We start from the raw sequence: 23,945 nt of genomic DNA, 5'->3' as shown, positions 1-23,945 counted from the left end.
CCGGGGTGCGCGACAATGCCCGGGTGACGTCGGAACACAGGGGTGACTACCAGGAGCTCGTGGACGAGATCTCCGAGCTGCTCGGCGCGCCGGCGACCCTGGAGAGCCGGGACTTCGAGCTGATCGCCTTCGGCGTGTACGACAGCGAGGGGGACCTGGATCCGTCCGCGCTGGACCCGGTGCGCACCCGGTCGATCCTCACCCGCCGCTCCACGGCCGCCGTCCGCGCCTGGTTCGAGGGCTTCGGCATCACCCGCGCCACCGGCCCGGTCCGCATCCCGCGCACCCCGGAGGCGGGGGTGCACCGCGGACGCATCTGCCTGCCGGTACGCCATCGGGGTGCCGTCCTCGGGTACGTCTGGCTGCTGGAGGACGACCCGGGCCCCTCCGACCGCCGGCTGGAGGCGGCCATGCGGGTGACCGCGCGCATCGGCGCGCTGCTCGCCGACGAGGCGCAGCACGGCGCGGACCTCACCCGTGAACTGCGGGCGGTGCTCACCGCGGAACGCGACTGGCAGCACGACATGGCCGTCGCCGAACTGCGGACCGCCCTGGGGCCCCGGGCGGACGGCCCGTACACCCTGGTCTGCGTGGCGCCCTGGCCGTCGGCGGACCCGGAGGACGCGCCGTCGGTCCGCGCGGTGCCGGGGGCGACGGCGCTGTGCACGCTGCCCCGGGGCAGCTCCGGCCCGGCGCTCGCCCTGCTGCTGCGGCTGCGCGCCACGGACGCGCTGACCCCGGCGACCACCGCGGCGGGCCGGCTCCTGGAGCGGGCCCGCGAGGCCGGTCCCGGCGGCCCGGGGACGGTGGCCGCCGGGATCGCCGGTCCCCGCACGGGCCTCGCGGAGCTGGGCACCGCCTGGCGGGAGGCCTCGGCGGCGGCCCGGGCGGCGCTGGCCGAGCCCCGGCTCGGGCCGGTCGCCCGGTGGGACGCGATCGGCCCGTACCGCCTCCTGACCGCGCTGCCCGCGGGGGCGGCCCACGACCCGGTGGCCGGGCGGCTGCTGGCCCCCGCCCACCGGGAGCTGGCCCGCACCGCCGAGACCTACCTCGACCTCGCGGGCCAGGCCGGGCGGACCGCCGCCGAACTGGGCATCCACCGCCAGACCCTGTACTACCGGCTGTCCCGCGTCGAACGGCTCACCGGACTGGACCTGGACGACGGCGAGGACCGTCTGCTGCTGCACATGGCCCTCAAGTCCGCCCGCCTGTGACCCTCCTTCCGTCCGTGTCCGCCGGCCGCGCTCAGGTGCGGTAGGCGTAGTACGCGGCGTTCGGGTACGAGGCGATGATGCTCGCGACCGACCGGCGCAGCGTGTTGGTCGAGTGGTACGTCAGGTACGGCACGCCCTGGGCGCTGCGGTGCGTCACGATCATCGTGTGGTCCTTGGACCCGTCGCGGTCGAAGTCGACCTGGAGCACGTCACCGACGTCCATCTGGTACACGTTGGCGAGGCTGGTGGCGCGCTCGGAGTTCAGGGCGAACCACGACCACTCGTTGACCCCCACGAACGAGTGCGACTGGATCTCGTTGTTGCCGAACCAGCGGGTGTAGTCGTACACGTAGCCCGGCACGTGCTTCCAGCCGCCCGCCTTCAGGGCCTGGCTGACGAAGTTGGTGCAGTCGCCGCCGGCTCCCCGTCCGTCGAAGCTGGGGTAGTCCGGGTTGTAGTCCCGCCAGTGCTTCTCCGCGTAGGCGGCCATGGCCTTGTAGTCGTACTCACCGCCCGTCAGGTTCTTCGGGGCGGCCGGCGCGGGCCGGGTGATCTCGGCGCGCGGGGACGACGGCGTGGTGTTGGCGGCCGCCTTGGTGGACGGCGTGGGGCTCGGCGTGGTCTCGACCGTCGGCGCGTCCGGCTGGTTGACGGCGAGCTGGTCGTCCGCGGCCTCACGGATACCGGTCAGGCGCCACTGGCCCCGCCGGTCGGCCTGGAAGGTCAGTTCGTGCTGGGACTGGAAGCCGGTGGTCCTCGGCTCGTCCCCCCGGACCTTCTTGTACGTCAGCGTCGTCGTCTCGGTGACGGCGACGACGGCCTTGCGGCCGTTCACCCGGGTGCGGTCGAGGGTGACCTTGGTGTCGGCCTTGCTGTACTTCTCGCCGTGCCGCGCGAGCCGTGCGCGGCGGTCGGTGAGCCGGTCCAGCGCCTTGCCCTCGGCCCGGGCCGTCCCGGAGGACAGCGCGACCCGACCGGAGAAGCCGTCGGATATCTGCTTCTTCCTCTTGCCCGGCCGGTCGACCAGGGCATTGGTGCGGTCGGTGAAGACCGCGTCAGCCAACCGCTGGAACGTGGCCTTGGTCCGGGCGTCCACCTCGGGCCGGGCGGCCTCGGTGGAGGCGCCGGCGCTCCAGACGGGAAGCATCGCCGCTCCCGCGACGGCCGACACGGCGGCCGCTGTGATGACGGTCGCGCGACGCCGCGTGCGGCGCAGCTTTCTTGACTTCACTGAAACTCCCCTCTTCCCGGCGGAAGATGCCGGTGTGAAGCGGAGTCTCGCATGTCATGTGTGACTGCTGTGAAGGGGGTGGCGCCCTTGTCCGTACGGGATTTACCCGACCGTCACCTCCGGACGCGGGCGCCGGGCACCGGCCGTCACTTGACGACCGTGGACCAGTCCGGGGACTGCGCCGGATCGAGGTTCCGCAGCCGCTGCAGGACGGCCGGATCCTGCACGTCCATCCAGTCCGCGAGCTCCTTGAACGACACGCACTCGACGTCCTTCTTGGTGCAGACCCGCTTGATCACCTCCTCGACGGCCTTCATGTAGATGCCGCCGTTCCACTCCTCGAAGTGGTTGCCGATGAACAGGGGTGCGCGGCTTCCGTAGTAGACGCGGTTGAAGCCCGCCATGTACGTCTGGACGGTCTCCTGCTGCCAGCGCGGGTACATCGCCGGGTCGCCGTCGGTCTCCCCGTCGGACTGGTTGTAGAGGAAGTTGAAGTCCATGGACAGGCCCTGGTACTTGCCGCCCTCGTACGGGAGCATCTGCAGCGGGAAGTCCCAGATGCCGTCCTTCTTCACCGGCCAGATCTGGAAGTCACCGGCGGAGCTGGCGTCGTAGCGCCACCCGTAGTCCTTGGCCGCCTTCAGCAGGTTGGCCTGGCCCTCCAGGCACGGGGCACGGCCGCCCGTGACCTCCTTCTCGACGTCGAAGGGCAGGGGGTCGAGGTCGGTGAAGCCGGTGTTGGTCTTCCACTTCTTCACGAAGCCGTAGAACTGGTCGATCTCGCTGCGCCACTCGTCGACGCTCCAGTCGCCGCCGCCCTTGTCCCCGCAGAAGTGGCCGTTGAAGTGGGTGCCTATCTCGTGGCCCTCCTTCCAGGCGGCGGAGAGCTCGTGCAGGGTGGTGCGGATGTGCTCGTCGGTGGGGAAGCTGATCGCCGCGCTGCCGGCGGGGTGCTGCGGCGGCTCGTACAGGTGCCGCTTGGTCTTGGGCACGAGGTAGATGCCCGTGAGAAAGAAGGTCATGCGCGCGTCGTGCTGCTTGGCCGTCTCCCGGAAGTGCGCGAAGAGGCCGTCGTCGCCCTGGAGCGCGCCGTCCCAGGAGAAGACCACGAACTGGGGCGGTTTCTGTCCGGGTTTGAGGCGTTTCGGCTCGTACCGGTTCTTCTGCGGGCCCGTGTAGGAGGTGGACCCGTCGCCGATCACCTTCACCTTGCCGTCCCACTCCGGTTCCTCGGCCGCCTGCCGGCCGGACCGCTGCGGCGCCTTGTCCTTGGCGGAGCCGGTGGGGGCGGTGCTGTCGTTGCCGGAGAGCGTCAGATAGGCGACCACGAGGGAGGCGACGACGAGGACCGCCGTCAGCCCGACGAGGTGGCGGCGGGCGGGACGACGGGGTGCTCTGGTCTTGCGGCGACGACCCGACGGCTGCTTCATCTGTGGCACGACCTCTGTGAGACGGAGGGGCGGGTGGCTGGCGGACAGGGGGCCTGGGTGCGGTGCTGCCGCACCGGTGACTCAGTCACCGATCCCGAGGGCCTTCGACCAGATGCCGTACGGGACGCTGCCGGAGGGCTTGCCCCCGAGCCCCTTGAGCGGGAGCGGTTCGAGGCTCTCGGCCAGGTCGATGCGGTACACGACGACGGCGGTCGTCTCCTCGCCCAGGCTGCCCACGTACCAGGCGGCGGTGTCGTCCTCGGTCGTTCCCACCTTCCCGGCGGCCTCCGCGGGACCGCCCGGGTGGGCGACGCGATGGCCCTCGGCGAGGGCCGCCTGGACCTGGCGTGCCGTGTCGGCGCTCACCGCACGGCGGACGGCGGGCCGGGAGATGCCGATCCGGTGGCCCCCGCGGGTGACCTTGCGCACCGAGTACGGCTCGGTGTGCACCCCGTCGGCGACGAACGTGGCGTAACCGCTGGCCATGCGGATGGCGCTGGGCGTGGCGCTGCCGTTCGCCAGTGCGGGCACCTGGGCACCCATGCTGGAGGGCAGCAGTCCCGCCTTGATGGCGGTGGACCGCACCTTCTCCAGCCCGGTGTCCATGCCCAGTTGCATGAACGGGGTGTTGACCGACAGGGCCAGGGCGCGGTGCAGCGAGATCTTCCCGTAGGACTTGCCGCCGTCGTTGCGCGCGGCCACCTTGCGGCCGCTGCGGTCCCAGTACGGGCCCTCGGGCGTGGTGACGGGGACACGGTCGTCGCCGTTGTAGAGCGTCTCCCCGCTCACCGGCGTGGGTCCCCCGTCACGGCTGGTGCGCACCCCGTGTTCGAGGCCGGCCGCGTACACGAACGGGTGGAACGCCGACCCCGCGGGCACGGTGGTCGCGTTGGACTCGTTGTAGCCCTGTTTGCGGTGGTCCGGGCCGCCGTGGACGGCGAGGATCCTGCCGTCGGCGGCCACCGTGGCGGCTCCGTAGTGGGCGTCGGCGGCGGGCTTGGGGTGGTCCTTGCGGCCCTTCTTCCGTGCCGCGACCACCGCGTCGGTGAGCTGGGCCTCACGCTTCTTGTCGAACGTCGTGTAGATCTGGTAGCCGCCGAGGTCGAAGTCCCGCTCGGAGATGCCGGCGGTCTTCTTCACGTACTGGGACGCGAGTTCGACGAGGTAGTCGCTCTGCTCACCGGTGGCGTACAGCGGGTTGCGCTTGAGCGGCTCGGGGAACTTGCTGAACTCGGCGCGCTCCTCGGGTGACAGCTTGCCGAGCGTCACCATCCGGTCGAGGATCCACGTCCAGCGCTCCACCGCCCGGTCGCGGTTGGCGGAGCTCAGCGTCGGGTCGTACAGGCCGGCGCCCTTGAGCAGGGAGGCGAGGAGGGCGGCCTCGCTGGCGTTGAGGTCCTGGACCTCCTTGCCGTAGTAGGCCTGTGCGGCGCGCTGGATGCCGTAGGTGCCGCGGCCGTACCAGCTGGTGTTGAGGTAGCCCTCCAGGATCTCGTCCTTGCTCATCTCGTTGTCGAGCTTGAGCGCGATCATCGCCTCCTTGAACTTGCGTCCGAGGGTGCGGTCCTGGTTGAGGTAGACGTTCTTCACGTACTGCTGGGTGATGGTCGACCCGCCCTCGGTGTCGCCCTGGCCGAACGTGCGCAGGAAGGCGCGCGAGATGCCCTTGACCGAGATGCCCGGATCGCTGTAGAAGCTGTCGTTCTCCGCGGCGAGCACGGCCCAGCGGACGTCCTCGGGGATCTCCTCCAGCGGCATCGCCTGCCGTTGCACCCATCCGGTCCTGGCCAGCGGGGTGCCGTCGGACCAGAAGTAGACGTTGTCCTGCTGGGTGGCGTGGGTGTTGAGGTCGTCCGGGATGTCGGTGGCCGCGTAGGAGACCATCACGAACAGGGTGCTCAGCCCGAAGGTGGCGAGGAGACCCGCGACGCTCTGCCGCCGGGACGGGATCCAGCGGCGCCACCCCGTGCGCCCCGGCCGGGGGTAGTGCGGGCGCATCCGGCGGAGGTGGGGGCCGAGCACGGCGACCAGCGGTGCGAGGACCGGCTCGAGCCGGGCGGCGACGGGGCGGAGTGCGGAGCGCAGGGCCCCCGTGCGGGAGGAGGCGGACTTGCGGGGCGCCCGGCGCGAGCGGCGGGGCTCGGCCGGGTCCCGCTCGGGTATGCCGCTCGCGGGTATGCCTCCCTCGGGCACCCGCAGCTGCATGGTCTCGTCGGCGGGCGCACGGAGTTGGTCGACCCGTAGCTGCACCGTTGCGTCGGGCGGGGGCGGCAGCGACTCGCCGTCACCCCGCTCCCCGTCCTTCCGTCCGTCCCCCCGACCGACCCGGGCCATGCCCGTCCCTCCCTCCGCACATCGCGCGGGCGGTTCAGCAACCGCACGAAGATACGAGAACCGGGGACCACGGCCGCAGCGCCGGCCACTCCCCCGCTTCCCCCCCGTTTCACGACCATCACAGCGCACACGAAATTACCAACATACTGACCATACAAGTTGGACGAACGTGCGAACGGCGTGACGTGGCGAGGCTCTCACCCGGTGCCCGGCCGCCACCGGACAGGGCCGGCGCCACCGGGCTGAGCGGACGCCACCGGACGGGGCAGGCGCCACCGGACAGGGCGCGCGACCGGACGGGGCGCGCGTCGGTGCGGCGGTGCGCCTGGAAGGCCCGTGCGTGCGCCCGGATGTCCGGACACGTCGAGCGCCGGGCGGCCTGATCGGCTCAGCCCGCCCGGCGCTCGGTGGTCGGGACGGTGCGGACGCACGGCCCGCACCGCGGTGGGGTCAGACCAGATTGACCGAACGGGCCGACGTCGCCCCGATCTCGGCCGCGGCCTCGGCCAGCACCGCGGCCGGGACCGTGTCGTCGACCGTCAGCACGGCCAGCGCCTCGCCCCCGACCGTGGCACGGGCGACCTGCATGCCGGCGATGTTCAGGCCCGCCTCGCCGAGGATGCGGCCGAGGGTGCCGACGACACCCGGGCGGTCCTCGTAGCGCAGCACCAGCATGTGGTCGGCGAGCGCCAGGTCGACGTCGTACTCGCCGACCGCGACGATCTTCTGCACGTGCTTGGGACCGGCCAGCGTGCCCGAGACCGACACCTCCTCGCCGTCGGCGAGGGTGCCGCGCACGGTCACCACGTTGCGGTGGTCGGCCGACTCGGAGCTGGTGGTCAGGCGGACCTCGACCCCGCGCTCCTGGGCGAACAGCGGCGCGTTGACGTAGGACACCGTCTCGTCGACGACGTCCTCGAAGACGCCCTTGAGGGCGGACAGTTCGAGCACCTTCACGTCGTGCTGGGTGATCTCGCCGTAGACCTCGACGTCGAGGCGGACGGCGACCTCACCGGCGAGCGCGGTGAAGATGCGGCCGAGGCGCTCGGCGAGCGGCAGGCCCGGCTTGACGTCCTCGGCGATGACACCGCCCTGGACGTTCACCGCGTCCGGGACCAGCTCACCGGCGAGGGCGAGGCGCACCGAACGGGCGACGGCGATGCCCGCCTTCTCCTGGGCCTCGTCGGTGGAGGCACCGAGGTGCGGGGTGCACACGACCTGGTCGAACTCGAACAGCGGGGAGTCGGTGCACGGCTCCTTCGCGTACACGTCCAGGCCCGCGCCGGCGACCCGGCCCTCCTTGAGCGCCGAGTACAGCGCCTCCTCGTCGACGATGCCGCCGCGCGCGGCGTTGATGACGCGCACGCTCGGCTTGACCTTGCGCAGCGCCTCGTCGCCGATCAGCCCGAGGGTCTCGGGGGTCTTCGGCAGGTGGACGGTGATGAAGTCGGAGACCTCCAGCAGCTCGTCCAGCGACAGCACCTTGACGCCCATCTGGGCGGCCCGCGCGGGCTGCACGTAGGGGTCGTAGGCGACGACCTTCATGCCGAAGGCGGACATCCGCTGCGCCACGAGCGCGCCGATCCGGCCGAGGCCGACGACACCGAGGGTCTTCTCGGCGAGCTCGACGCCCGTGTACTTGCTCCGCTTCCACTCGCCGTTCTTCAGGGCGGCGTTGGCCTGCGGGATGTTGCGCGCCGTGGCGACGATCAGACCGCAGGCGAGTTCCGCGGCGGTCACGATGTTCGACGTGGGGGCGTTGACCACCATCACGCCCGCCTTGGTGGCGGCCGCGACGTCGACGTTGTCCAGACCGACCCCGGCGCGGGCGACGACCTTGAGGCGGTTCGCGGCGGCGATGGCCTCGGCGTCGACCTTGGTGGCCGAGCGGATCAGGATCGCGTCGACCTCGGCGATGGCGGGCAGCAGCTCGGCGCGGTCGGCGCCGTTGCAGTGCCGGATCTCGAAGTCCGGACCGAGTGCGTCGACGGTGGCGGGCGACAGCTCTTCAGCGATGAGTACGACGGGTTTCGAGCTCACGTGAGTCCTCACAAGTCCCAGTGCGGACGGCCGTCCCGACGGCCGCAGGCGGTGAAGAAGTGCTAGCCGCGTGGAAGACGCACGACGCTGTGGGCCTGACGCGTATGTAGTGCAGCAGTGTAGTGGCGCCGAGGGCGTCGTCTTACGGCGCTTCGGAAGATCACCCGTCCGTGGCGGGACGGGAGGGACGACGCCGTACCACCGGTGTCGTCCCGGGTCCGTCCGGGGACCGCGGCATCCCGCCCCGGCCCCCGGACGGGAGGCTCACGCCTCCTCGTCGACCCAGCTCATGAGCTTGCGCAGCTCCTTGCCGGTGGTCTCCAGCAGGTGCTCGGAGTCCTGGTCCTTGTACTCGTTGTACTTCTTCAGACCGCCGTGGTACTCGTCCATCCACTGCTGCGCGAAGGTGCCGTCCTGGATCTCGGCCAGGACCTTCTTCATCTCGGCCTTGGTGGCGTCGGTGATGATCCGCGGGCCGGTGACGTAGTCGCCCCACTCGGCGGTCTCGGAGATCGACCAGCGCATCTTCTCCAGGCCGCCCTCGTACATGAGGTCCACGATCAGCTTCAGCTCGTGCAGGCACTCGAAGTAGGCGATCTCCGGCTGGTAGCCGGCCTCGGTCAGGGTCTCGAAGCCCGCCTTGACCAGCGCGGCGGTGCCACCGCACAGGACGGCCTGCTCACCGAAGAGGTCGGTCTCGGTCTCCTCGGTGAAGGTTGTCTTGATGACGCCCGCGCGGGTGCCGCCGATGCCCTTGGCGTAGGACAGGGCCAGCTCGAAGGCGCTGCCGGAGGCGTCCTGCTCGACGGCCGCGATGCACGGGACGCCGCGGCCCTCCTCGTACTGGCGGCGCACCAGGTGGCCGGGGCCCTTGGGGGCGACCATGCAGACGTCGACGCCCGCCGGGGGCTTGATGAAGCCGAAGCGGATGTTGAAGCCGTGGCCGAAGAACAGCGCGTCGCCGTCCTTCAGGTTCGGGGCGATGGTCTCCTCGTACACCTTGGCCTGGATCGGGTCCGGGACGAGGATCATGATGACGTCGGCCTCGGCGGCGGCCTCGGAGGGGCTCACCACGCGCAGGCCCTGCTCCTCGGCCTTGGCCTTGGACTTGGAGCCCTCGTGCAGACCGACGCGCACGTCGACGCCGGAGTCGCGCAGCGACAGGGCGTGGGCGTGGCCCTGGCTGCCGTAACCGATGACCGCGACCTTGCGGCCCTGGATGATGGACAGGTCGGCGTCGGCGTCGTAGAACAGCTCGGCCACTTTGGGTTCTCTCCTTGAGTGCAGGTGTTGCTCCCACCGTATGACGGCGGGCGGAAGGGGCGGTTCGGAGTCTCGGAATACGGGCGGCCGTGTCGCGTCGGCCGCCCGTTCCCGTTCTCAGGCCGACCGGTCGAGAGCGCGCAGCGACCGGTCCGTGATCGAACGGGCACCGCGCCCGATCGCGATCGTGCCGGACTGCACGAGCTCCTTGATGCCGAAGGGCTCCAGCACCTTCAGCATCGCGGACAGCTTGTCGCTGCTGCCGGTGGCCTCGATGGTGACGGCGTCCGGGGAGACGTCGACGGTCTTGGCGCGGAACAGCTGGACGATCTCGACGATCTGGGAGCGCGTCTCGTTGTCGGCGCGCACCTTCACCAGGACGAGTTCGCGCTGGACGGCCTGGCCGGGCTCCAGCTCGACGATCTTCAGCACGTTGACCAGCTTGTTGAGCTGCTTGGTCACCTGCTCCAGCGGGAACTCCTCGACGCTCACCACGATGGTGATGCGGGAGATGTCGGGGTGCTCGGTGACCCCGACCGCGAGCGAGTCGATGTTGAAGCCGCGGCGGGAGAACAGGGCGGCGATCCGGGCCAGGATGCCGGGGGTGTTCTCCACCAGGACGGAGAGCGTGTGCTTGGACATGTTCTGCTTCCTCTGCTTGTGAGTCCCGACGGCTCTCAGTCGTCCTCGTTGTCGCCGAAGTCGGGGCGGACGTCCCGGGCGGCCATGATCTCGTCGTTGGAGGTGCCGGCGGCGACCATCGGCCACACCATCGCGTCCTCGTGGACGACGAAGTCCACGACGACCGGGCGGTCGTTGATCGAGTTGGCCTCCTCGATGACCTTGTCCAGGTCGGCCGGGTCCTCGCAGCGGATGGCGTAGCAGCCCATGGCCTCCGACAGCTTCACGAAGTCGGGGACCCGGGTACCGCGGGCCTCGGGGTTGACGTCGTCGGGACCGGAGTGCAGCACCGTGTTGGAGTACCGCTGGTTGTAGAACAGCGTCTGCCACTGGCGCACCATCCCGAGGGCGCCGTTGTTGATGACGGCGACCTTGATCGGGATGTTGTTCAGGGCGCAGGTGGTCAGCTCCTGGTTGGTCATCTGGAAGCAGCCGTCGCCGTCGATCGCCCAGACCGTGCGGTCCGGGACGCCGGCCTTGGCGCCCATGGCGGCCGGCACCGCGTACCCCATGGTCCCGGCGCCGCCGGAGTTCAGCCAGGTGGCGGGCTTCTCGTACTCGATGAAGTGCGCGGCCCACATCTGGTGCTGGCCGACGCCGGCCGCGAACACCGTGCCCTCCGGCGCGAGCTGCCCGATGCGCTCGATGACCTGCTGCGGGGAGAGCGAACCGTCCTCCGGCAGGTCGTAGCCGAGGGGGTAGGTGTCACGCCAGCGGTTCAGGTCGTTCCACCAGGCGGTGCAGTCGCCGACGTGACCGTCGGCGTGCTCCTTCTGGACGGCCTGGACGAGGTCGGCGATGACCTCGCGGGCGTCACCGACGATCGGCACGTCGGCGGCGCGGTTCTTGCCGATCTCGGCCGGGTCGATGTCGGCGTGGACGATCTTCGCGTACGGGGCGAAGCTGTCCAGCCTGCCGGTGACGCGGTCGTCGAAGCGGGCGCCGAGGGCGACGATCAGGTCGGCCTTCTGCAGCGCGGTGACGGCGGTGACCGCACCGTGCATGCCCGGCATTCCCACGTGCAGCGGGTGGCTGTCGGGGAACGCGCCGAGTCCCATCAGGGTGGTGGTGACGGGAGCTCCGGTGAGTTCCGCGAGGACCTTCAGCTCGGCGGTGGCGCGGGCCTTGATGACCCCGCCGCCGACGTAGAGCACCGGCCGCTTCGCGGAGGTGATCAGCTTGGCGGCCTCCCGGATCTGCTTGGCGTGCGGCTTGGTGACGGGCCGGTAGCCGGGCAGGTCCATGGTGGGCGGCCAGGAGAAGGTGGTGCGGGCCTGCAGGGCGTCCTTGGCGATGTCGACCAGCACCGGGCCGGGACGGCCGGTGGCGGCGATGTGGAACGCCTGCGCGATGACCCGCGGGATGTCCTCGGCCTTGGTGACCAGGAAGTTGTGCTTGGTGATCGGCATGGTGATGCCGACGATGTCCGCCTCCTGGAAGGCGTCCGTGCCGATGGACTTGGACGCGACCTGGCCGGTGATCGCGACCAGGGGCACCGAGTCCATGTGCGCGTCGGCGATCGGGGTGACCAGGTTGGTGGCACCGGGGCCCGACGTCGCCATGCAGACGCCGACCTTGCCGGTGGCCTGCGCGTAGCCGGTGGCCGCGTGGCCGGCGCCCTGCTCGTGCCGGACCAGGACGTGGCGCACCCGGGTGGAGTCCATCAGCGGGTCGTAGGCCGGAAGGATCGCACCGCCGGGAATGCCGAATACCGTGTCGGCGCCGACCTCCTCGAGAGAGCGGATGAGGGACTGCGCGCCCGTCACCTGCTCGGGGGCGGACGGCTGTCCGGATCGGGGCCGCGGCTGCGGGTGGGCCCCGGTGGCCTGCTCGGTCATCGGCATTCTCTTCTCGATGCTGAGGGTTTGTGCGAGGTTTGCGCGGTGTACGCGGGTTGTGCGGCGACTCTGGTGCAACAAAAAACCCCTCGTGCCAAAAGGCAAGCGAGGGGAGCGCGCCGGTGCGGGTAGCTGGGCCGTCAGGGCCCAGCGTCAGCCGACGCGCTGTCCAAGTACGAGAATTCGGGTGCGCATGGAACTGACCCTCCCCCCGGCACACACAAACTGTCAAGTGGGTGGGACCGGGGTCTCATCATGTGAGCGGAGGGCCGCCCCACCATGGAGGACGGTGGCCATGCCGGCCGGAAACACGCCGCCCGGGCCGCCCGCGAAGACGGGTTCGGCCGGCTCACCGGGCACCGGGCAGCGGCCGGCGGTCAGCGCCCGGCGCAGCCGGTACTCGTCCAGCGGTCCGGCGAAGGCCATGCCCTGTCCGTGGGTGCAGCCCATCGCGCGCAGGGCGGTGACCTGCTCGGGCAGATCCACCCCCTCGGCCACGGACTCGATGCCGAGGTCCCGGGCGATGCGCAGCAGCCCGCCGGTGATCTTGTTCAGCCGCGCCGACTCCACGACGCCCTCGACCAGGGTGCGGTCCAGCCGGAGTATGTCGACCGGGAGCCGTCTGAGGGCGGCGATCGCGGCGTGACCGCTGCCGAGGCCGTCCAGGGCGATACGGACCCCGGACCGCTTCAGGGCGGTCAGCCGCCGCTCCAGCTCGTCCAGGCACACCCGCGGGTCGGTGTCGGCCACCTCGACGATCAGTGAGCCCGGCGGCAGCCCGTACCGGGTGAGCAGGGTCTCGATCCGGCCGAGCGGAGCCGAGCGGTCCACCAGGCGGTGCGCGCCCAGCCGGACGGCGACGGGCACCCGGAGGCCGTTCGCCCGCCGCTCGGAGGCCCGCTCGATGGCCTCCTGGAGCACCCAACGGCTCAGCTCGGCGGTCTTCCCGCCGTCCTCGGCGACCCGCAGGAACTCCGCGGGCGTGAAGAGGACGCCCTGCGAGGAGCGCCAGCGCGCCTGGGCGCAGACCGCCGTGATCCGGCCGTCCTCCAGGCTCACCACCGGCTGGTGCAGCAGCGAGAACTCGCCGTCGTGGAGGGCGGCGCGCAGCCGGCCGGCCAGTTCCGCGCGGCGGACGACGTCCTGCTGCATCTGGGGGCGGTACAGCTCGACGCGGCCCTTGCCGCCCGCCTTGGCCCGGTACATGGCCAGATCGGCGTTGCGCAGCAGCTCACCGGCCCCGAGGCCGGGTTCGGCGAAGGCGACGCCGATGGAGGCGTTGACCCGGACATCGTTGCCGTCGATGAGGTAGGGCTGCGAGAGGGTGCTTCTGAGGCGGTCGGCGAGCTCCAGCAGGTGGCGTTCGCGGGCCTGGTGGTCACGGGCGCCGTCCCCGACGATCAGGGCGGCGAACTCGTCACCGCCCAGCCGGGCGGCGGTGTCGCCCTTGCGGACGGCGTCGTGGAGCCTCCGGGCGGCCTGCACCAGCAGTTCGTCGCCGGCCTGGTGGCCGATGGTGTCGTTGACGCCCTTGAAACCGTCGAGGTCGATGAAGAGGACGGCGGTGCCCCGCAGGGCGGCGTCCCGGTCCGCGGCCCGGCGGCCGGACAGCGCCTGCTGGACGCGCCGGGTGAACAGCGCCCGGTTGGGCAGGTCGGTGAGCGGGTCGTGCTCGGCGTTGTGCTGGAGCTGGGCCTGCAGGCGTACCCGCTCGGTCACGTCGCGGCTGTTGAAGATGAGGCCGCCGTGATGACGGTTGACGGTCGACTCCACGTTGAGCCAGCCGTCCCCGGCGCCGGAGCGGAACCGGCACTCGATGCGGGTGGTGGGTTCCTCGGCGGGATCGGCGGCGAGGAACCGGCGGATCTCGTGGACCACGCAGCCCAGGTCCTCGGGGTGGATGAGGTGGGCCAGTTCGGTGCCGACGAGGTCCTCCGCGGAGCGGCCGTAGACGCCCGCGGCGGCCGGGGAGACGTAGCGGAGGATGCCGCTGGGCGCGGCGATCATGATGACGTCGCTGGAGCCCTGCACCAGGGAGCGGAAGTGGTTCTCCTTCTGCGCGAGTTCCTGGGTGAGGGTGATGTTGTCGAGCAGCATGATGCCCTGGCGCACGACGAGGGCGAGCACCACCGTGCCGCCGGTGAAGAGGACCACCCGGTCGACGCTGCGCCCGCTGAGGACGTTGTAGAGGATGCCCAGGGTGCACACGGCCGCGGCGAGGTAGGGCGTGAGGGCGGCGAGGGAGCCGGCGATGGGCCGGGCCGCCGGGAACCGGCCGGCGTCGCTCGCGGGCGCGGGCGCGGGCTGTGGGGCCGGCCCGCCGCGTTGTGCGGGCAGGTGGCCGCGGATCACGCGGGTCCGTCCGGCGTCCTCGGACCGGCCCCCGCGGCGCGCCGTCCAGGGGGCGTACGCGAGGAGCAGCGACCCGGCGAACCAGCCCGCGTCGAGCAGGTGTCCCGAGCGGTAGTCGTGATGCAGCAGCGGCGAGGTGAACAGGGCGTCGCACATCACGGTGAGGGCGAGCGCGCCGATCGCGGTGTTGACGGCGGAGCGGTTGACCGCCGAGCGCCGGAAGTGCAGCGCGAGCACCATGCTGACGAGGGCGATGTCCAGCAGCGGGTACGCGAGGGACAGCGCGGTGTGCGCCACGCTCTCGCCCTCGGCCTGGGCGGTCTGGGCGAGGGCCAGGCTCCACGCGAGGGTGAGCAGGGAGCCCCCGATGAGGAAGGCGTCCAGGGCGAGGCAGATCCATCCGGCCTTGGTCACCGGCCGCTTGGCCAGCACCAGCAGCCCCACGATGGCGGGCGGGGCGAAGCAGAGGAAGAACAGGTCGGCGTAACTGGGGCTGGGCACGGGCCGGTCGAGGATCACCTCGTACCACCCCCACACCAGATTGCCCAGCGCGGCCATGGTCGACGAGAGCCCGAACAGCAGCCAGGCGGGCCGGAAGCGGGTGTGCCGCCCCCGCGCGTACACGAAGCAGGAGACGGCCGCCGCTCCGGCCGCGGCGCTGAGCCCGAAGTCACCCATGATCAGTGCCAGTTCGTCCGATCCCCAGCCGAGCGCGGCACCGACGGCGTAGGCCGCGCAGACGAGGGCGAGGACGAGCTGGGGCACCGGGCCGGGCCGCTGCCCGGTCACCGGGGAGCGCGGCGGCGGCACTACGGGGGCCGGTCGCTGCCGCTCCGCCGCCTCCGGCGTCGAGGTGGCGGTCGGCGCGCTCACCGCTCCCTCCCGGTGCGCCCCGCTCCCGGACCCCGCGGGTCCCGGAGCGCCGGGGGCGTGCGCCACCCGCTCCCGATCGCGCGGGGGGCCCGCGGACGGTGCCCCCGCTGCTTCGGGGGGCACCCCGGTGGGAGAGGGGGACCGCTGTGCTGACAGCGGTCGCGCGCGGTCGCGCGCCAGGGCCGCCGTCGGCGGCTCCGCCGCGTCGGATCGCTCGTCCATAGGCCGTGCATCGCCCGTCGCCCCCCTCACAGTCCGCAAGTCCGTCCCCGGCGCCGATGGTCAGTGGCGCAGCCCCTGTCGGGACGATACACCAGTCTCGTCACTCAGGGACATAGTCTCTCTACTCTGCGTGACGATCACTCCAGGTATGAGTACCCGGTGCTTCCGGAACGAAGCGGAGGGTGCCCGAAGCGGACTACCCGCTTTCCGCCCCTGTCTCCAGGATCACGTTCCGCAACTCCTCCCGGTTCAGGAAACGGTGCAACTGGTCCACGAGCAACCGCTCCGCCCGCGGCCGGAACGCGGACGTCGGTCCGCCGGCGTGCGGGCTGATCAGTACGCCCGGTGCCCGCCACAAGGGGTGGTCGGCGGGCAGCGGTTCGGGGTCGGTGACGTCGAGGGCGGCGGAGATCCGGCCCGTCCACACCTCGTTGAGCAGGGCCTCGGTGTCCACGACCGGGCCGCGGGCCATGTTCACCAGCAGGGCGCCGTCCTTCATCCGGGCCAGGAAGCGGGCGTCGACGAGGTGACGGGTGTCGGCGGTCAGCGGGGTGGACAGGACGACGACGTCCGCCTCCGGGAGCAGGGTGGGCAGTTCGGTGAGCGGGTGCACCGGACCGCGCTCCGTGGTGCGTGCGGAGCGCGCGACGCGCGCCACCCGCGCGACCTCGAACGGAACGAGCCGGTCCTCGATGGCGGAACCGATCGACCCGTACCCCACGACGAGGACGGTCCGGTCGGCGAGCGCGGGACGGAAACCGTTCAGCCACTCCCCCTTGTCCTGGGCGCGCACGTAGTCGGGCAGTCCGCGCAGCGAGGCGAGGATCAGGGCGAGCGCGAGTTCGGCGGTGCTGGCCTCGTGCACCCCGCGGGCGTTGCACAGGCGAACACCCGGCCCGAGGTGTTTCAGCCCCGGTTCGACGTGGTCGATCCCGGCGGACAGCGTCTGCACCACCCGGACGGATCGCATCAGCGGCAGCGGTCGCACCCCGACACCGGGGGGCTTGAGGTAGGGCACGACGTAGAAGGCGCAGTCGGCCGGGTCGGCGGGGAACGACTCGGCGCCGTCCCAGAAGTGGTAGTCCGGCCCCTCGGGAAGGCCGTCGATCTCGTGCGGGGGGATGGGGAGCCACACGTCAGCAGTCATGCTCCGGAGGCTATGTCAGGCCGGTGGAACGGCAGAGGTTAGGTTGGTGGCTCGCAGAGGGAGGGTCACGACCAGGTGGAGCGCAGGACGATCGGCGCGGGGGCGCTCTCGGCGGGGGCCGTCGGACTCGGGTGCATGCCGATGAGCTGGGGCTACAGCACATCGCGGCAGCACGGTCAGGAGTCGCTCAGGGCGGTGCACCGGGCGCTCGATCTCGGTGCCACCCTGCTCGACACCGCGGACATGTACGGCCCGTTCACCAACGAGCTGTTGCTGGGCCGGGTGCTGAAGGAGCGGCGGGCCGACGCGTTCGTGTCGACGAAGGTGGGCCTGCTGGTGGGCGACCAGCACATCGTCGCCAACGGCCGCCCCGGTTACGTGAAACGGGCCTGCGACGCGTCGCTGCGGCGGTTGCAGACCGATGTCATCGACCTGTACCAGCTGCACCGCGCGGACCCGGAGGTCCCGGTGGAGGAGACCTGGGGCGCGATGGCCGAGCTCGTCCGGGCCGGGAAGGTACGGGCGTTGGGGCTGTGCGCGGTGGGCGCGCGCTCCGGGCGGCGGCCGGGCTCCCGGCTGCACGACGGCACGATCCGCCAGTTGGAGCGGGTGCAGCAGGTCTTCCCGGTGAGCGCGGTGCAGGCGGAGCTGTCGGTGTGGTCGCCGGAGGCGCTGCACGCGCTGCTGCCGTGGTGCGAGACGCGCGGGGTGGGCTTCCTGGCCGCGATGCCGCTGGGCAACGGCTTCCTCACCGGCACGCTGACGCCGGGGGGCGGGTTCGAGGCGGACGACCTGCGGGCCCGGCACCCGCGGTTCACCGCCGAGATGATGGCCGCGAACCAGCCGATCGTGGCCGGTCTGCGCCGGGTCGCCCGGCGGCACGGGGAGAACGTCACCCCGGCGCAGGTGGCGCTGGCCTGGGTCCTGTCGCGGGGGCGGCAGGTGATCCCGGTGCCGGGCACCAAGCGGGAGCGCTGGGTGGCCGAGAACGCGGCGGCGGCCGGGCTGCGGCTGACCGGGCGGGACCTGGCGGAGATAGCGCGCCTGCCCGCGGCCCAGGGGTCCTGGGACTGACCCGCGGGGTGCCGCGGCCGGTCCGTACCGCCGGACGGCCGGGAACGGGGGCGGTCCGGGGGTTCGTGTCGGTGGGACCGGGGACCAGGGGGGCGCGAGCGGTGTAGACAAGGAGGAACTGCCCGCGTCGAAGGGACGAGATCGTGCAACGACGAGCCGTGACGGCCGTACTGGCCGCCGCCGCGCTCCTGCTGACGGCAGGCTGCTCATCCGACGGAGGGACCCCGGACGGGGACGGCGGCACCAGCGCCTCCCCGAGCCGTACGGCGGGACAGTCGCCCCCCGCGCAGGGCAGCGACGCCCCGACCCCGCCCGCGAAGGGCTCGGTGAAGGTGCTGCGCACCGTCACCACGGGCCTGAGCACCCCGTGGGGGCTCGCTCCGCTCGACGACGGCGACCTGCTGGTCTCGTCCCGGGACGAGGCGACGATCACGCGGGTCGACGCGGACTCGGGGAAGAAGACCGAGCTGGGCGAGGTACCGGGGGTGGCCCCGTCCGGCGAGGGCGGCCTGCTCGGCATCGCGCTCTCCCCCGAGTTCGCCGCGGACCGCATGATCTACGCCTACTTCACCTCGGCCTCGGACAACCGCGTGGTCCGCCTGCGCTACGACGAGAAGAAGCCGGCCGGTCAGCAGCTGGGCGCCCCCGACACCGTGCTGCGCGGCATCCCCAAGGGCGTGGTGCACAACGGCGGCCGGATCGCCTTCGGCCCGGACCGGATGCTGTACGTGGGCACGGGCGAGCGGGGCGAGACGGGTCTGTCCCAGGACAAGGAGTCCCTGGGCGGCAAGATCCTGCGAGTGACCCCGGAGGGCGAACCGGCGCCGGGCAACCCCTTCCCGGACTCCCCGGTGTACTCCTACGGCCACCGCAACGTGCAGGGGCTGGCGTGGGACCGCGAGCAGCGCCTGTTCGCCTCGGAGTTCGGCCAGAACACCTGGGACGAGCTCAACGCCATCAAGCCGGGCGACAACTACGGGTGGCCGGAGGCGGAGGGCGAGTCCGGCGGGGACTTCCACGATCCGGTCCACCAGTGGGGCACCGCCGAGGCCTCGCCGAGCGGCATCGCGCACGCGGAGGGATCGATCTGGATGGCGGGCCTGCGCGGTCAGCGGCTGTGGCGCATCCCGCTGGACGGCACCGGGACGTCCGCCGAGCCGCAGGCCTTCCTGGAGGAGGAGTACGGGCGGCTCCGCACGGTCGCGCCGGCGGGCGGGAACCGGCTGTGGCTGGTCACCAGCAACACCGACGGGCGGATCCAGCCGAAGGACGGTGACGACCGGATCCTGGAGCTGGAGGTGAGGTAGGGCGCCTGGTGGCGGGGCTCGCGGGCGGTGGGCCGGCCGGGCCGGGCCCACCGTCAGGAGCTTGCGGAGGTGTCCGGGTCGGGGGTGCCCGGTCCTGGGGTGCCCGGTTCTGGGGTGCCCGGGGTGCCCGGGGTGCTCGGGGCGGTGGCCTCGGTGTCGCCCCGGGTGTCCCCCGCCTCCCCGGCGTTTCGGCGGGCGTCGGCGTCCCCGTCCGGGATCCCCTCGGTGCCGCGGCCGGCGTCACGGCCGTCGGCGGGTGCCCGGTCGTCCGAACCGTCCGAACCGTCCGAACCGTCCGGGCCGTCCGGGCCGTGCGGGCCGTGCGGGCCGTGCGGGCCGTCCGCTGCGGGCGTGCGCACCACGACCTTGCCCGAGGCGAGGTCTATCGGACCGCGCCCGGGATCGGCGTCGCCGACATCCACCCTGCTGAGCTCCAGTCGTTTCTGTTCGTCGCGGGTGTGCTTGCGACCGGGTGCGAACAGTTCCTCGAGGGCGTTGAACATCGCTCCCCTTTCCAGGGCCGCGTGGCGTGACGCCATCATCCCGCCTCGGCCTCCGCCGGGAACAGCCCCAGGCGGTGGGCGACCGCGGCGGCCTCGCCCCGGCCGGAGACGCCCAGTTTGGCGAGGATGTTGGAGACGTGCACGCTGGCCGTCTTGGGCGAGATGAACAGCGTCTCGGCGATGCGGCGGTTGGTGTGCCCGGCGGCCACCAGCCGCAGCACGTCCCGCTCCCGGCCGGTGAGACCGAGGGCGTCGGCGGGATCGGCGGGGTCGGCGGACACCGCACCGCGTTGCCGGGGGACGGGGTGCAGCAGCAGGCGGGCGCGTTGCGCCAGCAGGGTGACGGACCGCGCCAGGGGGCGGGCGCCGAGGTGCTCGGCCACGGTGCCGGCGAGCCGCAGCAGCTCCGTGGCCCGCTCCCGTCCGCCGTCGTCCGCGCCGGAGGCGAGCAGGGCCTCGGCGAGCCGGAAGCGGACGCGGGGTCCACCGGGGTGGCCGGGCTCGGGGCGCGGGTCCGGCCCGGGGGCCGGGGTGGCCGCGGGGGCCGGGCGCGGTGGACGGCGGCCGACCCCCGTACGGTCGTCGGTTCCCGTACGGTCGCCGGTCCCCGCACGGTCGCCGGTCCCCGCACGGTCGCCGACCCCCGCACGGTCGCCGACCCCCGTGCGGTCGCCGACCCCCGTGCGGTCGTCGGGCCCCGGCTCCGGGTTCATGCCGCTCGGGCGGACCAGTGGCGGCGGAGGCGGCGGATATGGCTCTCGTGGCCTGCGCCTCGTGCGCCCTCATGGCGGGCGGCGCGGTGCCCACGGACGGCCTCCCGGACACGGCGCTGCTCCTCGGCGGAGTCGATGAGTTCCTGCTGGCGGAGCTTGTGGATCTCGTACTCGAGCATGGCGGTCCCCCTGGGACGGTGAGGTGGTCGGCATCGCTGTCCGCGATGCCTCCACCTTCGTCCGCCAGGGGGTCCGGCACATCGGGAGACTGCCGCATCTTCGGCGGCACCGGGGGCCTTAGACGGGGACGGGGGTGCCTCAGAGGGGTCCGTAAGGTGCCTACGGCCGGCCCTTCCCGCGCCCCTCCACCCCGGGCGGGGTCACCCGGTCACGTCGCCGGCGTCGGCCCGGGGGGCGTCCGGGGTGAGGACCCGGGCCGCCTCGGCGTCCGTGGCGTCGGCGAGCCGGGCGTGGGCGACGCGGGCCTCGGGGGGCTCGATGCTGATGCGCGGCAGGATCCGGTCGAGCCGGCGCGGCAGCCACCAGTTGGCGCCTCCGAGCAGGTGCATCAGGGCCGGGACGAGAAGGGTGCGCAGGACGAAGGCGTCCAGGGCGACGGCGGCGGCGAGCGCGATGCCGAACATGGCGATCACCCGGTCCCCGCTGAGGACGAAGGCGAGGAACACCGCGATCATGATCACGGCGGCGGAGTTGATCACCCTGCTGGTCTCGGCGAGGCCGACCCGCACGGCGCGCCGGTTGTCACCGGTCTCCAGCCACTCCTCGTACATCCGGCTGAGCAGGAAGACCTGGTAGTCCATGGAGAGGCCGAAGAGGACGGACACCATGATCACGGGGAGGAAGGGCTCGATGGGCCCCGCCCGCCCGAGGCCGAGCAGTTCGCTGCCCCAGCCCCACTGGAAGATCGCCACGACGACACCGAACGCGCCGGCGACGGCGGCCACGTTCATCACGGCGGCCTTGACCGGGATGCCGATGGAGCGGAAGGCGAGCAGGAGCAGCAGGCAGCCCAGGCCGACGACGACCCCGACGAAGACGGGCAGCTTGCCGACGATGACGTCGGCGAAGTCGTCGTACCCGGCCGTCGTGCCGCCGACCAGCAGGTCGAGGGAGGTGCCCTGCTCGGCGCGCGGCAGCACGTCGTCGCGCAGCCGGTCGACGAGGTCGCTGGTGGCCTGGTCCTGCGGTGAGGAGTCGGGCACGACGGTGAGGAACGCGGTGTCCCCGGACGGGCCGTAGGTGACCGGCGAGACGGAGGCGACGCCCTCGGTGTCGCGCAGGGTGGCGTCGAGGTCGCCGAGGGCCAGCCGGTCCTCGGCCCCGTCGACCTCGGTGACGACGGTGAGGGGGCCGTTCACGCCGGGGCCGAAGCTGTCGGCGAGGAGGTCGTAGGCCTGGCGGGTGGTGGACGTACTGGGGTGGTTGCCCTGGTCGGAGGTGCCCAGGTGCAGCGAGAGGGTGGGCAGCGCGAGGACCGCCATGACGGCCAGGGCGACGACGCCGAGGAGCTTGGGGTGGCGCTCCACGAACGCCGACCAGCGGGCGGCCCACCCGGTCGGCAGCTCGGGCTGGGGGCCGTGCTCGGCGAGCCTGCGGCGTTCGCGGCGGCTGAGCGCCCGCATGCCGATGAGCGACAGCAGGGCGGGCAGCAGGGTGACGGAGGCGGCGACGGTCAGCACCACGGTGAGGGAGGCCGCGACGGCGACGCCGTTGAGGAAGTTGAGCCGGAGGATCAGCATGCCCAGCAGGGCTATGCACACGGTGGCGCCCGCGAACACCACGGCGCGGCCGGTGGTGGCGACGGCCTCGACGGCGGCCTCGGTCACGGTCAGGCCCCGCTTGAGTCCGCGGCGGTGTCTGGTCACGATGAACAGCGCGTAGTCGATGCCGACGCCGAGCCCGATCAACAGCCCGAGCATGGGGGCGAAGTCCGCGACGGTCATCACGTGGCCGAGCAGGGAGATGCCCGCGTAGGCGGTGCCGACCCCGACGAGCGCGGTGGCGATGGGCAGCAGGGAGGCGGCGAGGGAGCCGAAGGCGAGGAACAGTACGACGGCGGCCACGAGCACCCCGACCGCTTCCGCGAGATGGCCCTCGGGGGCCTGGGTCAGACCGGCCGCACTGCCGCTCAGCTCCACCCGCAGCCCGTCCGTCTCGGCCTGCTTCGCCGTCTCGACGACGGCCGCGGCCTCCCCGGCGTCGATGTCCTTGGCCTGGTCGGCGAAGGCCACGGTGGCGTAGGCGGTGCGGCCGTCCTCGCTGATCCGGCCGGCGCCGCCGGTGTCGTCGTAGGGCCCCCGGACGTCGGCGACGCCGGGCAGCTCGGCGACGCGTTCGAGGGTGCGGGTCATGGCCTGTTCGACCGCGGCGTCCCGGACGCTGCCGGAGGGGGTGTGCCAGACGACGGTGTCGCTGTCACCCCCGAGGTGGGGGAAGCCCTCGTGCAGCAGCTCGACGGCCCGGCCCGACTCGGTGCCCGGGACGTCGTAGTCGTTGGAGTAGGTGGAGCCCGCGACGGCGGCACCCGCGGCGACCCCGCCGAGGGCGAGGAGCCAGAGCAGGACGACGACCAGACGTCGTTGGACACACCAGCGTGCGAGGGCTGCCACGAATGTGCTCCCGGAAGGACTGTGTGTGGATCTTTGACCGGGAACAGCCGTTCATGGACGGAACTGCCCGCAAAGAACGCATGAGCAATGCCCTGCCACTCTTGCACCTGCGAATGATCGTTTGTCATATTCGTGGGCTTCTTCACAGCGATGCGGGACGCGTCGCACGACGCCCGCTGCCGGGGCGGCCCGCACGGCGCCCACCCCGCCGGGGGTGGCTTGAACAGCGCCCCGCCCCGCCGGAACGGCCCGCGCCTCGCCCGCCCTGCCGGGACGGTGCGCGCGGTACGCGTGGCCGTGCGACGAGGGGGCGCGTGGACGGCGGGGGCGCGTGGGCGGCGCGTGCCCTCGGCGGCACCGCCGTGGCGGCGCCGGCGGACGGGAACGCGTCCGGCGGCACGGCACGGCACGGGCCGGTCCGGCGGGATCCACCGGGGGACCCGGAGTCAGTCGAACTGGTCGCCCAGTGCCATCACCATCAGCCCGGCGATCAGCAGCCACAGTGCCCGCCGGGTGCGCCCGCGGGAGCCCAGCACGGTGGCGAGCACGCAGATCACGGCCCCGCCGGCGTACGCGGCCGGGACCGGCGCGGGTGCGGGGCCGGTGAGGCGGAGCAGCGCGGCGGCCAGCCCCGCGAGGGACAGCACGGCCCCGATGCCGGCCGCGACGAAACGGGCCCGGCGTGCGCGGCTGCCGTCGGGGTCGGAGTCTTCCCCCGGGTCCGGGTCGTCGTCCGGGACTTGATCGTCATCCCGGTCGGGGTCGTCGTCCGGGACTTGATCGTCATCCCGGTCGGGATCGTCGTCCGGGTCAGGATCGTCGTCCGCCCCGGGTTCCTCACCCGCCCTGGGGGACGGGCGGGCGTCCCCGTCGGTTTCCGGGGTGAGGGAGGAGTCGTCGTCCGGTATCGCGAGGGCCGGGTGGGTCTCGGCCGGCTCCGGACGGGTGTCCGAGTGCGTGTCGGAATCGGCGCGTCCACTCATGGCCAGGGAGCGTAGCGGCCGACGTCGGGGCACCGGCCCCGGGGTCCGGCGGGGTGGCCGACCGCAGCGCGCGAGCCGCGGCGGCCGGGCGCCGCGGCTCGCCGTGTCAC

General features: G+C 72.5%; 15 protein-coding genes and 2 pseudogenes. 3 read left to right on the top strand and 14 right to left on the bottom strand.

What is annotated here, in order from left to right; translation table 11 throughout:
* The first annotated feature begins 5 nt into the window (after positions 1 to 5).
* Positions 6 to 1,214 carry a PucR family transcriptional regulator gene (locus tag AC02VZ_RS16305; protein WP_476475710.1) on the top strand — a complete coding sequence of 403 codons (1,209 nt, stop codon included), beginning with the start codon at positions 6 to 8 and terminating at the stop codon, positions 1,212 to 1,214.
* Between the two features lie 31 nt (positions 1,215 to 1,245).
* Here AC02VZ_RS16305 and AC02VZ_RS16300 read toward each other — a convergent pair whose 3' ends face one another.
* The 9 genes from AC02VZ_RS16300 to AC02VZ_RS16260 all read right to left on the bottom strand — a co-directional run bounded on the left by AC02VZ_RS16300 (position 1,246) and on the right by AC02VZ_RS16260 (position 16,625).
* The gene (locus tag AC02VZ_RS16300; protein WP_476475709.1) at positions 1,246 to 2,445 is read right to left on the bottom strand and encodes an amidase domain-containing protein; all 1,200 of its coding nucleotides are present in this window, start codon (positions 2,443 to 2,445) and stop codon (positions 1,246 to 1,248) included.
* A 146-nt stretch (positions 2,446 to 2,591) separates the two neighbouring features.
* Entirely contained in the window at positions 2,592 to 3,875 is a 1,284-nt protein-coding gene (locus tag AC02VZ_RS16295) for a polysaccharide deacetylase family protein (RefSeq protein WP_476475708.1), read from the bottom strand.
* Between the two features lie 81 nt (positions 3,876 to 3,956).
* Entirely contained in the window at positions 3,957 to 6,209 is a 2,253-nt protein-coding gene (locus AC02VZ_RS16290) for a transglycosylase domain-containing protein (protein ID WP_476475707.1), read from the bottom strand.
* A gap of 450 nt (positions 6,210 to 6,659) precedes the next feature.
* Positions 6,660 to 8,249, bottom strand: a complete 1,590-nt coding sequence (gene serA / locus AC02VZ_RS16285) for a phosphoglycerate dehydrogenase (protein WP_476475706.1) — start codon at positions 8,247 to 8,249, stop codon at positions 6,660 to 6,662.
* Between the two features lie 264 nt (positions 8,250 to 8,513).
* Positions 8,514 to 9,512 carry a ketol-acid reductoisomerase gene (ilvC, locus tag AC02VZ_RS16280; RefSeq protein WP_432057547.1) on the bottom strand — a complete coding sequence of 333 codons (999 nt, stop codon included), beginning with the start codon at positions 9,510 to 9,512 and terminating at the stop codon, positions 8,514 to 8,516.
* Between the two features lie 117 nt (positions 9,513 to 9,629).
* A complete protein-coding gene (gene ilvN, locus AC02VZ_RS16275) occupies positions 9,630 to 10,154 on the bottom strand; it encodes an acetolactate synthase small subunit (RefSeq protein WP_476475705.1) in 525 nt (174 codons plus the stop codon).
* Between the two features lie 35 nt (positions 10,155 to 10,189).
* Positions 10,190 to 12,037, bottom strand: coding sequence for an acetolactate synthase large subunit (locus AC02VZ_RS16270; RefSeq protein WP_432057548.1), 1,848 nt, complete (start codon positions 12,035 to 12,037; stop codon positions 10,190 to 10,192).
* A 222-nt stretch (positions 12,038 to 12,259) separates the two neighbouring features.
* Positions 12,260 to 15,256: a putative bifunctional diguanylate cyclase/phosphodiesterase gene (locus tag AC02VZ_RS16265; RefSeq protein WP_476475704.1), complete on the bottom strand. Its 2,997-nt coding sequence runs from the start codon at positions 15,254 to 15,256 to the stop codon at positions 12,260 to 12,262.
* 418 nt (positions 15,257 to 15,674) lie between these two features.
* A complete protein-coding gene (locus tag AC02VZ_RS16260; protein ID WP_476475703.1) occupies positions 15,675 to 16,625 on the bottom strand; it encodes a 2-hydroxyacid dehydrogenase in 951 nt (316 codons plus the stop codon).
* A gap of 75 nt (positions 16,626 to 16,700) precedes the next feature.
* On the opposite strand from AC02VZ_RS16260, the gene AC02VZ_RS16255 reads away from it, so the two are divergent.
* Both AC02VZ_RS16255 and AC02VZ_RS16250 read left to right on the top strand, forming a co-directional pair.
* Positions 16,701 to 17,699, top strand: coding sequence for an aldo/keto reductase (locus AC02VZ_RS16255; RefSeq protein WP_476475702.1), 999 nt, complete (start codon positions 16,701 to 16,703; stop codon positions 17,697 to 17,699).
* 143 nt (positions 17,700 to 17,842) lie between these two features.
* A complete protein-coding gene (locus AC02VZ_RS16250; protein ID WP_476475701.1) occupies positions 17,843 to 19,006 on the top strand; it encodes a PQQ-dependent sugar dehydrogenase in 1,164 nt (387 codons plus the stop codon).
* 53 nt (positions 19,007 to 19,059) lie between these two features.
* Here the strand turns inward: AC02VZ_RS16250 and AC02VZ_RS16245 are convergent, their stop codons facing one another.
* The 5 genes and pseudogenes from AC02VZ_RS16245 to AC02VZ_RS16225 form a co-directional block, all read right to left on the bottom strand.
* Positions 19,060 to 19,509, bottom strand: coding sequence for a DUF6191 domain-containing protein (locus tag AC02VZ_RS16245; protein WP_476475700.1), 450 nt, complete (start codon positions 19,507 to 19,509; stop codon positions 19,060 to 19,062).
* A gap of 35 nt (positions 19,510 to 19,544) precedes the next feature.
* Positions 19,545 to 19,988: pseudogene (locus AC02VZ_RS16240) on the bottom strand (helix-turn-helix transcriptional regulator); the annotation flags it as partial.
* 230 nt (positions 19,989 to 20,218) lie between these two features.
* Positions 20,219 to 20,401, bottom strand: coding sequence for a hypothetical protein (locus AC02VZ_RS16235; protein ID WP_432057554.1), 183 nt, complete (start codon positions 20,399 to 20,401; stop codon positions 20,219 to 20,221).
* 201 nt (positions 20,402 to 20,602) lie between these two features.
* Positions 20,603 to 22,852, bottom strand: a complete 2,250-nt coding sequence (locus AC02VZ_RS16230) for an MMPL family transporter (RefSeq protein WP_476475699.1) — start codon at positions 22,850 to 22,852, stop codon at positions 20,603 to 20,605.
* Between the two features lie 446 nt (positions 22,853 to 23,298).
* Positions 23,299 to 23,541 (bottom strand): annotated as a pseudogene (locus AC02VZ_RS16225) (hypothetical protein); the annotation flags it as partial.
* Positions 23,542 to 23,945 lie beyond the last annotated feature (404 nt).

The sequence above is a fragment of the Streptomyces sp. 3-6 genome, assembly GCF_056323165.1.
Note: the sequence above shows the minus strand (reverse complement) of the source record. Positions and strands in the feature narration are given on the sequence as shown.

Excerpts from the sequence above, each read along its gene's own strand:
- AC02VZ_RS16295 (WP_476475708.1), bottom strand. The coding sequence starts at position 3,875 with ATGAAGCAGCCGTCGGGTCGTCGCCGCAAGACCAGAGCACCCCGTCGT.
- AC02VZ_RS16290 (WP_476475707.1), bottom strand. The coding sequence starts at position 6,209 with ATGGCCCGGGTCGGTCGGGGGGACGGACGGAAGGACGGGGAGCGGGGT.
- ilvN (WP_476475705.1), bottom strand. The coding sequence starts at position 10,154 with ATGTCCAAGCACACGCTCTCCGTCCTGGTGGAGAACACCCCCGGCATC.
- AC02VZ_RS16270 (WP_432057548.1), bottom strand. The coding sequence starts at position 12,037 with ATGCCGATGACCGAGCAGGCCACCGGGGCCCACCCGCAGCCGCGGCCC.
- AC02VZ_RS16260 (WP_476475703.1), bottom strand. The coding sequence starts at position 16,625 with ATGACTGCTGACGTGTGGCTCCCCATCCCCCCGCACGAGATCGACGGC.
- AC02VZ_RS16245 (WP_476475700.1), bottom strand. The coding sequence starts at position 19,509 with ATGTTCAACGCCCTCGAGGAACTGTTCGCACCCGGTCGCAAGCACACC.
- AC02VZ_RS16235 (WP_432057554.1), bottom strand. The coding sequence starts at position 20,401 with ATGCTCGAGTACGAGATCCACAAGCTCCGCCAGCAGGAACTCATCGAC.